Genomic DNA, 15,832 nt, shown 5'->3' with positions numbered 1-15,832 from the left:
TGCATTTTTTTGCAATTTCATTGTTTGAGAGATTGCGATACAGTTTGTTAACAGCTTGTATAGATTATAATGTGACTATGTTCAGCATATGGACAGTAGGTGCCATCACCGTTGTTTACCTGGCTTTTCTGTTCCTCATTGCGTTTTGGGGCGACAAGCGGTTGCGCGACAACCAGCAACATCCTGTTCTATATAGCCTCGGGCTCGGTATTCACTGTACTTCATGGGCATTCTTCGGCACCACCACCCAGGCGTCTCAATTTGGATGGGCACTGGTTCCCACCTATGCCGGCATTATTTTAGGCATGGCATTTTTGTATCCGGTGCTGATAAAAATATTTCGCTACTGTCAAAAGCACAATGTTACGTCTCTCGCCGATTTCTTTGCCTTGCGCTTTCGACAATCTCACTATTTGGCCGCTTCAGTCACGGTATTGTGTTTTATCGGTGTTATTCCATACATTGCGCTGCAGTTAGACGCCATTTCAGCCAGCATTCGTTTGATTTCCTATGATGCAGAACAAGGCACAAATACAGTAGGCTTGTACGTCGCTGCACTTATGGCCTTGTTTGCCATTTTATTTGGCACTCGCACATTAGATTTAACCGACAAACACCCGGGCCTCGTGCTCACCATTGCTGTAGAGTCTGTAGTAAAGCTGGCTGGTTTGCTCATTGTTGGGGTATTCGTGTGTTACCAACTCTTCGACGGCCCGTTTGATCTCATTGCCCGTGCAGCCAGTCATCCCATTGGGAAAGGACTGCTGTACGCCCAAAGTGCTCCTCTTGTATACGCCAGCCATGTGCTGCTGGGTGTCTGCTCACTATTTGTTTTGCCGCGGCAATTTCACATGAACTTTGTGGAATGTAACGGTGAAGGTGAAATGGCAACGGCCCGTTGGTTATTCCCATTGTATTTAATTGGCATGACTGTGTTTATTCTGCCCATTGCCCTGGCAGGACACATACTATTGGATACCTCTGAAGTAAAAACCGATGCCTTTGTATTAGCGCTACCACTGTTTGCAGACAATTTGGCTGTCTCCCTCGCGGCTCTGATTGGAGGTCTGTCTGCTACCACCAGCATGATTATCGTCGCTACACTGGCTCTTGGCATCATGATTTCGAATAACCTCATCACTCCTATCTGGCTAAAAATCAGGCTAAAAAACGACCCCCATAACACCATGCGGCCTTCTACCTTACTCGCTGTCAGGCGCATAACCGTGTTAGTGGTACTCTCGGTGGCATTCTGGTATCACGTGAACGTCAGCCAATCTGCCCCCTTAGTGAACAGTGGCGTTATTGCCATCGCATTACTCGGCCAGCTGTTACCCGCAATGTTGTTGAGTTTGTATTGGCAAAAAACCACTAAAATAGCCGTATTAGCTGGTATTTTTGTCGGCTTTATTTGCTGGAGTATATGGCTGCTCTACCCCTCTATTCTCTCGAGCTACTATTTTGAAGTCACGCCGTCAGAACTCGCACTGGGTAAACGGTTTATTACCAGTCTGGTAATCAATACCTTAACTGTCGTCGCAGTGTCATGGTTTACTCATCGTACCCATGAACAATATGCGTCAGCGAAAGATGGCAATCTTAATCAGTCACTTACCCCCCCGGACATGGCCATCCGCATCGTCGACTTACTTACGCTTACTGAACGGGTACTCGACAAAAATGTAAACCAGACGCTAAAAATGCAGTTGTCTTCTTCGCCAACGAAAACAGAGGGCTTTGCCAGTTCAGCCTTGCTTTTACGGGCAGAAAAATTACTTGCTGCTCAGGTGGGTACGCCCAGTGCCCGCATTTTGTTATCTGCTATTGCACAAACCAAACACGGCGCCCTCGATCACATTGTCGATCTGGTAGAAGAGGCATCTCAAACATTTCAGTTTAACCATGAAATTTTGCAGTCATCAGTGCAAAACATACAGCAGGGGATCTGCGTACTCGACCAAACACTAACGTTACTTGCTTGGAATGAGCGATACAACGAGCTTTTCGCTTACCCCCGGGGGTTTTTAAAAGTGGGGTTACCCATTCAGGCACTACTGAGATACAATGCAGAGCGCGGTTTAATGGGGATGAAAGACGACGTAGAAGCCGAAATTACCAAACGGGTAACCTACATGAAAGACGGCAGCGCCTACAAGTACATTCGCGTTCAAACTGACGGTAAAGTGATCGAACTCAACGGCAGCCCCCTGCCCCATGGGGGCTATGTTACAACGTATAGCGATATTACAGAATATATTCGAATTCAGGACGAGTTGCGGGCAGCAAAATCTGATCTTGAAGCCAGAGTGGCCCGTCGAACCAAACAACTCGAACTGGCCAAACAGGAGGCTGACCGTGCCAACGAAAGTAAAACAAAGTTTCTTGCAGCGGCCGGCCACGATCTCATGCAGCCTTTCAACGCTGCCACCTTATTTGCAGGAATGTTGTCACAAAAAACCACTGACTCTGACCTGGCCGGGCTTTCGCAGGGATTAGTCACGTCACTCAATAGCGCGGAGTCATTGCTATCTACCTTACTGGACATGACCAAACTAGAATCCGGCGTACTGGTGCCGCAATTCAGCGAATTTGCGCTGGATGATATTCTCTCCCCTTTGGTGAATGAATTCACTGTTATCGCCAAACAGAACAACCTCACATTGCGCTATTCCCGCACGTCAGTGGTCGTTCGTTCTGATAAAAAGTTATTGCGTCGCATCATTCAGAACCTCATTTCCAATGCCATACGCTATACCAAAAAGGGCGGAGTACTCGTTGGCGTGCGCCGTCGTTCGGCAGACGAGGTACGCATTTGTATATGTGATACCGGCCCGGGCATTCCGGCCCATCAACAGGACGTTATTTTTAACGAATTCCACCAACTAGAACAGCACGACGCCAGCCAGGGTTTGGGATTGGGGCTAACAATTGTTGAACGCATTAGTCAATTGTTAAACCACGATATCAATTTGCAGTCAGTCGTAGGCCAAGGCACCCTTTTCAGTGTATGTACGCCCAGAGCTATTCGGGCGTCACAAAAGTACATTAACTTCAGGCCCGACCAAAGCCCGGCAACATCTTCCCTCTGGCTGGCGGGAAAAACAGTGTTGTTGTTGGAAAATGATATGCAGATCACCCAGGCTATGACTGTGTTACTGCAAGATTGGGGAGCCACTGTCATAAGTGCCACTTCAGCTTCTCAGGCTCAGGATTTATGCGCTACGCCGCCGGATTTTATGTTAGTCGACTACCATTTAGACTATGGAGCCAAAGGCACTGATGCAGCGTTGTCCTTACAAGCCCATTGGCACCGCAGTGTGCCTGGGATCCTAAACACGGCGAATCGCGAAGATGGGGTGCGGGACGAAGCCACCGCGGCCGGACTGAGGTATCTTCCCAAACCGATTAAGCCCGCGGCACTAAAACGCATGATGAAAAAGCTGCTCTCTACCCGCTAGTCAGATTTAAGCAAAGACCAGTGTATTAATAAAGCACAGTGTATAATACCTCGTCGTATTTTCTCCCCACCCTTACAAGTGGGATCAGGACTGTCTTTAATGGGGAAATGGACAATCGCAATTTGCGGAAGTCGACAATATCCGTGTGTAAATAAATGTCGGCAGGATCAACGAACATTTTCAACAGGCCCATTCCTTCATCACGGCGGCAATCCAGTGAGGGTTGATATTGGTACCCTACGTGGGGCATTTCCAAGTTGAAGGAGAAGTTCGCTATCGGTTCCTTCAGTCAATCGATGAGCCAGCCGACTTTAACCACCAGGGTTAATTCGTGGTAACGGTAACCTTCATCACCCCCCCTCGATACAAACCAAAGATGAGCGTTTGGGTATCGCTGTTATAAAAATCAGCATAGATACTTCTTACGCCGCCGAAAATCTCCTCTGGATACGCTATTTGTGTCCAGTTTTCGCCGCCGTCTTCGGATATTTCAAGGATAAAAGGCTGGGGATCGGTAAAGATCTTTTTCCACGACGCGGTGAAGATCTGTTGCGGCGAGTAAGGGTTAACTAGCATGTCGTGATAAAACAAACTCTGGTGATTGGTATACAAGGGCGCCCAGCTTTCGCCCCCATCGTTAGAGAAAATGATGCCGGGCTCACCGGATGCGTAAATAATCTCTGGGTGAATAGGGTGGTAGCGGACGGAATATATCACTCCGGGCTCAGAGAGAAAGTCAGTCATCGATGGATGAAGTGTAGCTGTGTTGGTATTGAGATCATAGCTGTATAACAAGGAGTTTTCGATACTACCCTGGCCGCCATACCAAAGTTTGTATTCATCCTGATTAAACATAAGGGCATTAAACCCCTGGGCAAAAGTGCCCCAATCACCGTGTAAACGCTGCCATGTTTTTCCTTTATCTGTGGAGCGGGCAAGTACCACTTTACCGATGGCATAGAGTTCATCATCAGCAGCGTTATAGGCAAAGGCGTAAATAGCCTCTGGCAAGGTGCTCTGAAAGTTTTCCTCATCCATATCATCAGTGCCAAAGTTGGTTGTAATTTCTTGCCAATTTTGACCGGAATCGAAGGATTCCATTAAATGGAATTGGCTGTCTTCAAGTGCATAGCAGGTGGCGTCCACGCTACGGGAAGGGGCGTCACATATCGATGCAACAAGATGCCCAGCAGATAGATACTCAATATCGTAAACATCCCAGGTATTGCTGGAAAGTAATTCCCAGCTATCCCCATTTTGTTTGTAAACGCCACCGCTGGTGGCAGCGTAAAGTCCTTCTGGTGTCTCGACTAAACGATGAAACGTTTCTCCATTTAGTGGCTGATGGTCAAAATGGACTTCATAGGGAGGCACAGGAGACGGTGGGGTATTTTCTGGGTGGTCATGGCTGCTTCCTCCGCATCCTGACAAAACTAGCAGGCTCAAGAATGGACAAATGGCTAAAACACGCATAAAAACCTCATTGACTTATATGAATTATTATTAACCATTTTGTTGTAAAAACTTAACGCACAAAAATCAATCCCGCCTTTATAGAGAAAACCAATGGAATGTCCTATAAATCCATTTAAAACATTTAGTTATGATGTTTTGATGAAATTGCAACATTGTGTAATCAGAGGGAAAGGTAGAAGGCGGGTATAAAAAAGCCCCGAGTGACACAGGAAAAAAGATAACCATTCAGAGGGTTATCGGAACTTGTTGCGCACTAGCTGCGCATGCGGGCAAACACGTAACGACGGAACTGTTACAAATTTTTGTTTATCACAGAAAATACCGTGACTAGTGTTTAGTCTGCGCCGGTCAACTGGCGAAAGAGTACTCCGGCTTTAGTACGATTTATTACATTGAGTTTACGCAGCACCGCTGATACGTGTTGTTTCACTGTCGATTCTGAAATCGATAACTCATACGCAATTTGCTTGTTTAGCAAGCCGTCAGACATCATTTTAAGCACTGTAAACTGGTGGGGGGTCAATTGTGCTAAGCGCTCGGCGAATTCGGCTTCCGAACTATCGCGATATTGACTTAATGTCCCGTCTAATCCATCGGGTAACCATTGCTCGCCGTCAAGAACCTGAGTTACCGCATCGGCAATGACCGGTAACGGTGTTGATTTAGGGATGTAGCCACTGGCACCTAAATCGATGGCTTTGCGGATAAGCACAGGTGAATCTTCCGCTGACACAATGACCACGAGCACATTGGGAAAGGACGTGCGAATTTCACTCAAGCCCGTTAAGCCGTCATTTCCCGGCATGTGAATATCCAGAAACACTAATTCGATGGCTTCGTCAATGCGCAAAGCCTTTCGGGCTTCGGGAAAACTGGCGGCCTCAGCGATGTTTTCGCCAACTATATCGGTAAGCGCTTGGCGCATCGCGGCCCTAAACAGGGGGTGATCGTCGGCGATTAATACATTTGCCTGCATAGTAAAACCCAATGAATTCCTGACGACTACTACTCTGACCAAGGTGGCAGAACTAATCAAGTTATATGACGACAAAAGGCGACAAGAGTCGCCTTTTCACCGTTGTGTTACGAGCATATTCAGAAGCGATAACCCACTGTTAACTGAACAGTGCGTGGGTCGCCATAGTAGCCTATCAAGGTTTGATCATTACCGAGACCCGGGCCGTAACTGCCATCTTCATTACGGGTAACAAAGTCATAACCACCAACCAAATACTCTTCATCCGTTAGGTTTTTAACATGTAAACCACCATACCAACTGCCTTCCATGCTCTCCCAGCTCACGCCTACGTTCACCATGCCATAGGCATCCTGTTCTATGAGGTCACTTGTCTCAAACAGCAGATAATCATCGCGGTAATAATAGTTTGCGTTAAACACAAAATCGCCCATATCGGTTTGCAACAAATAACTCGCGCCAATATTAAGGGTATTTTCAGGTGTACTGGCTAACCCAATCAGCGGCGGAATGGCGTTGTTTTCTTTTATTTCAAAATCAATGTAGCCGTAGGCCAAGTCAATGCTAAGCGCTGCATTCACCACATACGTCATTTCAACTTCGATTCCTTTGGCTGCGGTTTCTGCTGCATTGCGCAAGCGCTGAAGCAGTGCAGTTGGGTCATCCGAGTTACCTTCAATACCAATGTATTGGCGGTCTTTATGTTCATAGCTAAATAAAGTGGCATTTACTCTAAACTGACTGGTAACGTCACTTTTCACTCCCAGTTCAAAGGAGTCTACCACCTCCGGATCAACACCCGGCTCGTTAATAGTTGCCCGCGGGTTGAACGTACCCGACTTAAAGCCTTGTGCGTAGCTGGCGAAGAACATGGTATCGTCGCTATACTGATATTCTGCACCTAGACGTGGGGTAAAACGAGACCAGCTTTCTTTCGCCGGGGCATCCAGTACGCCATCACTGTTACTGTCACTGCCGAGCACTTGCGGAATAACGACATCAGGGCGGGTAAAGCCATCAATCCAACCTGATTCCGGGTACAAGTTGTAAAGCACTGTACCATTGTTTACTGTGGCCTGCTTTTCTTCATCGGTATATCTTGCTCCCAAAGAGATAGATAGCTTGTCGGTAACATCATAGTTAACTTGCGTATAAGCAGCCCAGCTTTCGCTGTTATTACAACCCGACACTTCGCGGGAAAAACCTGTCGTACCTTCTGGAAAAATACCTAACGCAGCATAATCACGCCCTAGTACGCCCAAAATCGCGTCAAATACGCCGCATGATTCACCGTCGTAGTAATATAACCCGCTGACCACACTGAATTGCTGTCCTGCGTAATTCACTTGTAATTCATGAGTGTCATTGGAATCATCGTAAATCGCAGGTACATCAAAAATATCCAGTTGCGTGTTGTCGAAATCGATATTGGTATCGGAATAGCTCTCTCTATGTGAACCAATATATTTCACTTCTAAATTATCCGTTACGTTGTACCGAGCCAACCAACTATAGCCTTCCAGCTCTACATAATTGTCTGTTGGCATGCTGGTATAGGAATCAAACACCGAGTCGGGCTTAGGGGCATCGGTACGCAAACTGGGCAGCAATCGATAGCCGCCTTTGGCGTTGGATTCATCTTCGGTTTTATCCCAGCCGAAGCGCAGAAAGAAGTCGTCACTAGGATGGATTTCCAACGTTACCCGGGCAGCCCAAAGATCTTTGTTGTAATTCTCTTTATCCTGGCCATCCAATGCAGTTATCAAAAACTCCCCGTAACCATCGCGACTGAGATCGGCATAACCCATTCCCAGGTACACTTTATCTTCTATTATGGGCATCTGACCGGTGAGTTTTACGTCGCGGCGGCCGTAATTACCCACAGTTGCTTCGGCGTTAAATTGTGGCTCCCCGCTCATTTCTTTGGTGACATATTTTACTGCACCACCAATGGTGTTTTTGCCGTACAGGGTACCCTGGGGGCCCCGCAATACCTCAATGCGTTGAACATCCAATAGATCCAGCACTGCGCCCTGTGGGCGCGCGACATAAACATCATCAACGTAAATTCCTACACCTGGTTCATAGCCCCACAATGGGTCCTGTTGCCCGAGACCGCGAATAAAAGCTGTTAACGTCGAGTTCGTTCCGCGGCTAGTCTGCATGGTGGTGTTTGGCGAAAATTGTTGGATTTCTGTGAGCACACTGATGCCTTTCTCGTTCAGTTCAGCGGCGCCCACTGATGTAATGGCGACAGGGGTTTCCTGTAGTGATTCCACAGTTTTACGTGCGGTGACTTCTATGCGTTCCAGCTTACCCGCAGTTTGCTCCGTATCCTCCTGTGCAACTGCGCTTGGTGCGCTCATGCACGCCAATGCCACGGCTGCAGCGCACAGCGAGCGAGAAAATACAGGTGAGTGATAATGTGGCTTAGTCATGAGATGTGTCCCTTGTTATATATTTTTACTCTGAATCTGAAGCAGCGGTCTGTGTAAACTCTATGTTAAATTTGTGTTTCAGTAAGTAGTACCATCGTACTATGGGCATCTTTGTGATTTCACGACACAATTTATTTAGTTCCTGAAGCATCTGCGGTCACAGATTGTTATTAAGGAACCCAATATGATCAGTATGATTGGACTGACGGGTGGGCTTGCGCTCCTCATCGTTCTCACCATCCGCGGTATGAATTTGTTTATAGCCGCACCGCTGTGTGCCGTCGTCGTGGCGCTTACCAGTGGCATTCCGTTATTTCAGGGCGAAGAAAATTTCGTCACACTTTACATGAGTGGTTTTTCTGGATTTATCGCCGCTTGGTTTTTCATGTTTTTACTCGGTGCCATCTTTGGAAAATTCATGGAAGACACTGGCGCAGCAGATTCTGTCGCCCGTTGGATTGTCAACAAACTAGGGTTTAAACACGCAGTACTAGCTGTAGTACTGGCATGCGCTATTCTCACCTATGGTGGCGTCAGTCTTTTCGTGGTGGCGTTTTCTGTTTATCCCATGGCGTTGAGCTTGTTTAAGGATGCCAACTTACCCCGACGCTTTATTCCTGCCACACTGGCTTTTGGTTCTGTCACCTTTACCATGACATCTGCGGGTTCACCAGAAATCCAAAACTGGATCCCAATTAAATATTTAGGCACCTCGCCATTTGCAGCATGGGAAGTCAGCCTGGTGGTTGCCGTGTTTATGGCCGTGTTCGGTTACTGGTGGCTAAAACGCATGATTGGCAAAGCAGTGGCCAACGGTGAAACCTTTGCCGCCCGACCGGAAGACCCCAAAATTTCACAACGAGACTACCCTCACCCAGCCACGGGCATATTGCCGCTGTTTGTGGTACTGATACTGTCATTTTTGTTGCACGACAGAATGGCGCAGCTGGCACTCATTGTTGCGTTAGCCGGTGGCGTACTTACCCTTATGGTTATCAACTTTCGCCATTTCCACAACTTAGCAGCAGCCATTAATGCTGGTACCACAGGAGCCCTGGTTGCCATTGGCAATACCGCCGCCGTGGTGGGTTTTGGATCCATTGCCAAACACACGGACGCGTTTCAACAAACGGTCGTTATTATGACTCACATACCGGGTAATGAACTCATTGGCGCCGCCATTGCGGTAAGTGTGATTGCCGGCCTGACTGGGTCTGCATCTGGCGGACAGGCTATTGTTTTACCATTGGTCGCTCCCCACTACATGGATCAAGGTGTAGAGCCGGAGCAGCTCCACCGCATTGTTTCTATTTCGTCCGGCGCACTGGATTCATTGCCTCACAATGGCTATGTTGTTACCACTATTCGCGCCATCTGTCGCGAAACCCATCAGGCCGCGTATCCTGCCATGGCAGCGTTAACCGTTGTTGTTCCCCTTATCGGCCTGGCAATGGCTATTACACTGTTTAGTATTTTCTGAGGACACTATGAAGGTTATTAACACACTTATATTTATCCTGCTATTTATCGCAACACAGGTCAGTGCGCAAACCTTACTAACAAAAAAACAGACGTTTACAACCTCAAATTTCTCAACGTTTGGGGGTCAAACACTACCTCAAGTCACGGTGGGCTGGGAAAGTTACGGCACGTTAAATGAAAACAAGGACAACGTAATACTGATTACCCATTTTTTCACCGGCAACTCCCACGCAGCGGGAAAATACCGTGAGGACGATACACAGTACGGCTACTGGGATGCCATTATCGGTCCGGGTAAGGCTATTGATACCAATCGCTTCTTCGTCATTAGTGTCGACTCCCTTGCAAACCTGGGCGTACACAACCCCAACGTACATACAACAGGCCCGGCATCGATCAATCCTCAAACCCAAAGGCCATATGGGTTGAGCTTTCCCGTTGTCACCATTCGCGATTTTGTCAATGTACAAAAAGCATTGCTGCAAAGCCTGGGGATTTCGTCTCTTTACGCCGTCATCGGCCCGTCGATGGGATCAATGCAAGCGATGGACTGGGCAGCAACCTATCCTGACTGGGTATCCAGAATGGTGGCAGTTATCGCCGCTGGACAAAGCGACGCATGGACGACTGCAACGCTGGAACAATGGGCCACGCCTATCAAACTCGACCCAAAGTGGCAACAGGGCAACTACACTGTCGATGACGGCCCGGTAGAAGGCCTGGCAGCATCACTGATGCTCATTACCCAACAAGCACTTACTCCCGAATTTTTTAACCTGCAAGGTAAGGCATTGGATTACTCGCCAATTGAATCCGCCCCACTTCATGATATTTTGGCAAAGCACAGTATTGTTGATTGGCTTTACCAGCGCGCAAAGCAACGGGCAGATGAAATGGACGCGAATCATTTATTGTACTTGGTGCGGGCTTGTCAGTTGTTTATCGCCGGACATAATGGCAATCTGGAACAGGCAATGACTAAAATCAAGGCCAAAACCTTGTTTCTACCTGCCGAAAATGACTTATTGCTATTGCCCTATATGGCGGAACTGCCACATGAGTTACTGCTAAAACAAGGCAAAAACACACAAATTTCAACCTTAAAAGGTCAACTCGGTCATCTCGAGGGCGTAATGGACATTCAGGAAAAAGCCGACGTGTTACGCGCTTTTCTACAAGAATAAGAGGATTTCATGAAAATACTACTTCCATTGACGGTGGGCATCGCCAGCCTAGTGGCAGCTCAATCTGCCACCGCGCAATCATCGCAACTCAACTTGAAAACTGACAGTATAACTGTCTCTGGCTTGTCCTCTGGGGGCTATATGGCCAATCAGTTTCACCTGGCCTACAGTGACTGGGTAAAAGGCGCGGGAATATTGGCTGCCGGGCCATATTATTGTGCTCAAGGTGACATTGGCACTGCCCTAGAGCAATGCGTCGATAACGTGGAGCCCGCCCTTGATGTCGCAGCCCTGACCGCACAACTCAAGCGATGGGAAAAAGAGAATAAAATTGCCCCCCTGTCGAATTTAGCCAGCGACAAAGTATGGCTGTTTCACGGCACCCGCGATACCCGGGTCAGTGCAGCAGTGAGCGATGCGCTCACCCAACAATACCGATCACTTATCAAAGGCGAACAAATTAAATACGTGGATGACAAACCCGTTGCCCACCTCTTTCCCACGTTGGCGAATGGCAACGTCTGTATGACATCTGAATCGCCCTACATTGGCCGGTGCGATTACGATGCCGCCGGTGCAATGCTAAACTTTCTCTTACCGGAGCTAAACGATCGAACAGACACCCCCACGGGCAGCGTTATAACCTTTGATCAACGGGCGTTGGCAGGCAGTGATGCCAACACAATGGCAGAAAAAGGCTATGCATACGTACCAAAAACCTGCAAAGAAGGAGAACCTTGTGATGTTCATGTTAGCTTCCACGGTTGTAACCAGTACGCCGACGCAGTAGGCAAAGCCTATGTCGAGCAAACTGGCATCAACAACTGGGCAGACACTAACCACCTGGTTGTGGTGTATCCGCAAACCCGCAAGTCTTTATTTATGCCGTTGAATCCTCAGGGGTGTTGGGACTGGTGGGGGTATACTGGTGACGACTACGCCACCCGCGATGGCAAGCAGCTCAAAGCCATTAGAAACATCGTTCTTGGACTATCATCAAAATAGGACTTTTTATGTCTTTAAACGTATTTGTAACTGGCGGTGCAAGCGGTATCGGATATGGCATAGCCGAATACCTCGCCAAAGACGGTCATCACATTGTGGTGGCCGATATTAATCCCACGGCTGCAAAATCTGCAGCACAGCAACTAACAGATGCAGGCTACAGTGCTCAGGCTGTAGACGTGGATGTATGCAATGCCGAACAAGTCGCAGCGCTTCCCTCTCGCCTGGGAGGAACCAAAGTAGACGTATTGGTAAACAATGCCGGTGTTCAACACGTTGCCAGAATAGAAGATTTCCCAGCTGAAAAATGGCAGCAACTTATCAATATCATGTTGGTTGGTCCTGCTTTATTAACCCAGACCTTTCTACCTGATATGCGCAGCCGAAACTTCGGCCGCATCATTAACATAGGATCTATTCACTCACTGGTTGCCTCGCCTTTTAAAAGTGCATATGTGGCCGCTAAACACGGTTTGCTTGGATTCGCCAAAACGGTTGCACTTGAAACAGGCGACTGCAATGTGACCATAAACACGCTTTGTCCCGCATATGTGAAAACGCCTTTGGTGGAAAAACAAATTGCTGCTCAGGCCAAGGAAAACAATCTCACCGAAGAACAGGTGGTCAATGAGATCATGTTGCAACCCATGCCCAAAAAGGCGTTCATTTCAGTGGAAGAATTGGGGGCAACCGCACAGTTTCTTATCAGTGAACACGCCCGCAATATCACAGGTCAAACGATGGTGCTCGATGGCGGCTGGGTAGCCCGATAGCACTTTTCTTTTTCACATCAGCTGTGCTAATGTCCGAAAAAGCTTTTGTAATCGGACGTTAGCCCCCTTTATGACATACAAAACTGTCGGTTTAATTGGCAAGCCTGACCACACAGGTACCCAAGATAGCTTGAATCAACTGGCGCTTTATCTCGAAAAGCGAGGCTGCCGTATTCTGGTGGAAGAATCCATCATAGAGGAGATGGACAGGGGGAATTATCAGGCCGCAAACCTAGTCACCATTGGTAAAGAAGCCGATTTAGCCGTGGTTATTGGTGGCGATGGCAGCATGTTAGGTGCAGCACGAGTACTTTCCCGTTTTGATATTCACGTGGTCGGCGTCAACCGCGGCAACCTTGGTTTTCTCACCGACATTCACCCCGACCAAATTGAAGAACAACTCAACCTTCTGTTTGCCAACGAGAGCTTTGTAGAAGAGCGGTTCTTGCTGGAAGTGTGTGTTTATCGCCATGAGAAACTGAAAAGCAGTAACGCCGCCATGAACGAGGTGGTATTGCACCACGGCAAAGTCGCTCATATGATGGAGTTTGAAGTATACATTGATGGCCAGTTCGTGTTTAGCCAGCGCTCAGATGGCTTGATTGTGTCAACGCCTACTGGTTCCACTGCATATTCCTTGTCTGCCGGTGGCCCTATTGTTGTGCCTCACCTCGATGCCTTAACACTGGTGCCCATGTTCCCTCACACGCTGAGCAGCAGACCCATCGTCGTAGACTCAAAAAGCACTATTTCTATGCGTGTATCTAAGGTGAACAGCGATAGTTTACAAATTAGCTGTGACAGCCACATTGTGCTACCCGTGCTGCCAGGTGATGAGATCCGTATCCATAAAACACAAGACACACTGCGCTTGGTGCACCCTAAGGGTTATAGTTATTTCAATGTACTGCGCAATAAATTGAGTTGGGGAAGCCGGCTTTACTAACCGTCAAAACTCGTATCCCAGCATCTCTATATCCCTTTTAAAATACGCTCCTACCTGTGCAGCCAGTTCATCGGAATAGTAGTCGCGGTAGTTTTTTCTGTTGGTCTCTTTCCGCTTATAGGGCAAGACAACTTTTTTTAGCCCCAAATGCTCACAAATACCATCAAAATCATTTTGAATGTTTTCGTATTTGCCCACTCTGTCTACCCGTAGTCTGCCCTCTCCATCAACAAGGAAGTCTGTCTGTAATTGCAGTGATGAATCGATAAGCGGCTGTGCGTTTCTTTTGGGGTTTAACTTCCATTTCATAAAGTCTTTAAAACTGTCATAGTCTTCCATGAACTCAGGCTTTTCGCGCTTAAACTGATGAAACCAACTCACCTGTAAATCCCACGGATTTCGCACAAAGGCAAACTTGTACAGGTTGTCAAAATAATCTGGCGGCAACACGTTCTGAGCATCAGCAATAGTACTTTGCGGCAAAAAGCTATAGCCCATTTTGTATCCGGTTAAACGGCTGAGTTTGTTAACTGTTAATTGAGTTACCCCATATTTCCAGCCCCATCGAGAGGATGAAAGGGCTTTGCGAACACACACGCTCCCGGTTTTAGCAATGTTTACAAACAAAAATTGATGACGATGAGACAACAGCAAATGAATTCCTCTACTGGCACGGGCAAACTAACTAATGAAAATGTAGCAGTATTCTGATACACAGAGAAGAAGAATACTAACGTGACAGGAAAACACATGTTCAAAATCTCATTATTGCTTATTTTATTGATTGCCCCTGGCGCTTGGGCTCAGAATCCGAGTGTTCAGCTCTCTGAACAGCTGCATACATTTCTTGAAGGTGCCGGCGTAAATGACCCAGCCATACACGATGCCTTCTGGGCCGATGAACTCGTTTACACCAGCTCCAACGGCACCCGCTTTGGGAAACATCAACTAATGAAGAGCGTTAACGAAACGGGCAAATTATCCCCACAGGAGGTCGACACTCGTTATCACGCCAATAACATTGACATTCGCCTGCTCCAGCAGGTAGCCGTTCTCAATTTTACACTTGTAGCCGTATCGCCTGAAAACCAAGTGATCAGTAAATATTTAAACAGCGGCGTCTTTATATGGCGTGACAACCGTTGGCAAGCAGTTAACTGGCAGGCAACCACAATGCCCATGGATCACTGACCAGCGAGGAATGGATATTGTGATAACCCTTGCCTGATGTAGCGGATAAACTGCTTCACTTTTTCTTGGTTTCGACGCCCTTCAAGACTGACGGCCTGAATGGGCAATTGTTTGTCTTCAAAGGCCGTCAGCACACTTACCAGCTCACCGGAAGCCAGTTCGTCTGCCACCTGATATGACATACACCGTGTTATTCCAAACCCGAGTTTCGCCGCATTTATAGCGCTTAAATTTTGATTACACTGATACCTCGGTTTAAGTTGAATCGTGCGGGGTTTATTATTGTGATAATACGTCCACACTGCAGGTTCTTTGAACGCCGTTGGGTAAATGATGCTATGTTGCTTTAGCGCCTCTGGCTCATCAATGGCCGGAGAAACAGACAGATAATCAGGTGATGCACAGGTGACGCGGCCAACATAGCCCACCGTAACCCCATACAAACTGGAGTCTTTGGGTTTACCAATGCGAACCGCGATATCAATATTGTGGTCGATAAGATCAACAATACGATCGTACATAAAGCCATTCACAGAAACATCGGGAAAGTCTGTCAGAAAACGGGTGATAATGGGCGTGATATACCGCTCACCAAAGATGATAGGAGCAGTTATGTTTAATGGCCCGGAGGGCCGGATATGAATGCCAGCAACCTGTGCGTCGGCGGCATCAATATCAGCTAATATTCGCTTCGTATCAGAAAAGTACTTTACCCCTGCTTCTGTTAAGCGGATCCGTCGTGTCGTACGGTGGAACAAGCGGGTATTTAACGACGATTCTAAATACGCAACAGCACGGGTAACAGCCGGAGCAGACAACGACAACAGCTCAGCAGCCCCAGCAAAACTACCTTGCTCTTGTACGGTTACAAACACCTTCATGGCGTGCAATTTATCCACCAAC

At 47.6% G+C, this 15,832-nt stretch carries 12 protein-coding genes; 7 read left to right on the top strand and 5 right to left on the bottom strand.

What is annotated here, in order from left to right; all coding sequences use genetic code 11:
• The first annotated feature begins 77 nt into the window (after window positions 1-77).
• Window positions 78-3,458: a PAS-domain containing protein gene (locus KO518_RS12095; protein ID WP_216026890.1), complete on the top strand. Its 3,381-nt coding sequence runs from the start codon at window positions 78-80 to the stop codon at window positions 3,456-3,458.
• A gap of 324 nt (window positions 3,459-3,782) precedes the next feature.
• Here the strand turns inward: KO518_RS12095 and KO518_RS12090 are convergent, their stop codons facing one another.
• The 3 genes from KO518_RS12090 to KO518_RS12080 form a co-directional block, all read right to left on the bottom strand.
• Window positions 3,783-4,931: a sialidase family protein gene (locus tag KO518_RS12090; protein ID WP_216026074.1), complete on the bottom strand. Its 1,149-nt coding sequence runs from the start codon at window positions 4,929-4,931 to the stop codon at window positions 3,783-3,785.
• Between the two features lie 337 nt (window positions 4,932-5,268).
• On the bottom strand, window positions 5,269-5,910 hold the full coding sequence (locus KO518_RS12085; RefSeq protein ID WP_216026073.1) for a response regulator transcription factor: 642 nt from the start codon (window positions 5,908-5,910) through the stop codon (window positions 5,269-5,271).
• A gap of 119 nt (window positions 5,911-6,029) precedes the next feature.
• The gene (locus KO518_RS12080; protein WP_216026072.1) at window positions 6,030-8,348 is read right to left on the bottom strand and encodes a TonB-dependent receptor; all 2,319 of its coding nucleotides are present in this window, start codon (window positions 8,346-8,348) and stop codon (window positions 6,030-6,032) included.
• Window positions 8,349-8,532: 184 nt separating this feature from the next.
• Here KO518_RS12080 and KO518_RS12075 point away from each other — a divergent pair, with 184 nt between their 5' ends.
• The 5 genes from KO518_RS12075 to nadK all read left to right on the top strand — a co-directional run bounded on the left by KO518_RS12075 (window position 8,533) and on the right by nadK (window position 13,738).
• Window positions 8,533-9,828, top strand: coding sequence for a GntP family permease (locus KO518_RS12075; protein WP_216026071.1), 1,296 nt, complete (start codon window positions 8,533-8,535; stop codon window positions 9,826-9,828).
• A 7-nt stretch (window positions 9,829-9,835) separates the two neighbouring features.
• On the top strand, window positions 9,836-11,014 hold the full coding sequence (locus KO518_RS12070; protein WP_216026070.1) for a homoserine O-acetyltransferase: 1,179 nt from the start codon (window positions 9,836-9,838) through the stop codon (window positions 11,012-11,014).
• Between the two features lie 9 nt (window positions 11,015-11,023).
• A complete protein-coding gene (locus KO518_RS12065; protein WP_216026069.1) occupies window positions 11,024-12,019 on the top strand; it encodes a PHB depolymerase family esterase in 996 nt (331 codons plus the stop codon).
• A gap of 8 nt (window positions 12,020-12,027) precedes the next feature.
• Window positions 12,028-12,792 carry a 3-hydroxybutyrate dehydrogenase gene (locus KO518_RS12060; RefSeq protein ID WP_216026068.1) on the top strand — a complete coding sequence of 255 codons (765 nt, stop codon included), beginning with the start codon at window positions 12,028-12,030 and terminating at the stop codon, window positions 12,790-12,792.
• Between the two features lie 70 nt (window positions 12,793-12,862).
• Window positions 12,863-13,738, top strand: a complete 876-nt coding sequence (nadK, locus tag KO518_RS12055) for an NAD(+) kinase (protein ID WP_216026067.1) — start codon at window positions 12,863-12,865, stop codon at window positions 13,736-13,738.
• 3 nt (window positions 13,739-13,741) lie between these two features.
• Here the strand turns inward: nadK and KO518_RS12050 are convergent, their stop codons facing one another.
• Entirely contained in the window at window positions 13,742-14,392 is a 651-nt protein-coding gene (locus tag KO518_RS12050) for a sulfotransferase family 2 domain-containing protein (RefSeq protein ID WP_216026066.1), read from the bottom strand.
• 96 nt (window positions 14,393-14,488) lie between these two features.
• Here KO518_RS12050 and KO518_RS12045 point away from each other — a divergent pair, with 96 nt between their 5' ends.
• Window positions 14,489-14,929: a nuclear transport factor 2 family protein gene (locus KO518_RS12045; protein ID WP_216026065.1), complete on the top strand. Its 441-nt coding sequence runs from the start codon at window positions 14,489-14,491 to the stop codon at window positions 14,927-14,929.
• Here KO518_RS12045 and KO518_RS12040 read toward each other — a convergent pair.
• Window positions 14,923-15,828, bottom strand: coding sequence for a LysR family transcriptional regulator (locus KO518_RS12040; protein ID WP_371742315.1), 906 nt, complete (start codon window positions 15,826-15,828; stop codon window positions 14,923-14,925). The two genes, KO518_RS12045 and KO518_RS12040, sit on opposite strands and share 7 nt — an antisense overlap.
• Between the last annotated feature and the right edge of the window lie 4 nt (window positions 15,829-15,832).

The sequence above is a fragment of the Aestuariibacter sp. A3R04 genome, from assembly GCF_018860805.1.
Lineage (GTDB): Bacteria > Pseudomonadota > Gammaproteobacteria > Enterobacterales > Alteromonadaceae > Alteromonas.
Note: the sequence above shows the minus strand (reverse complement) of the source record. Positions and strands in the feature narration are given on the sequence as shown.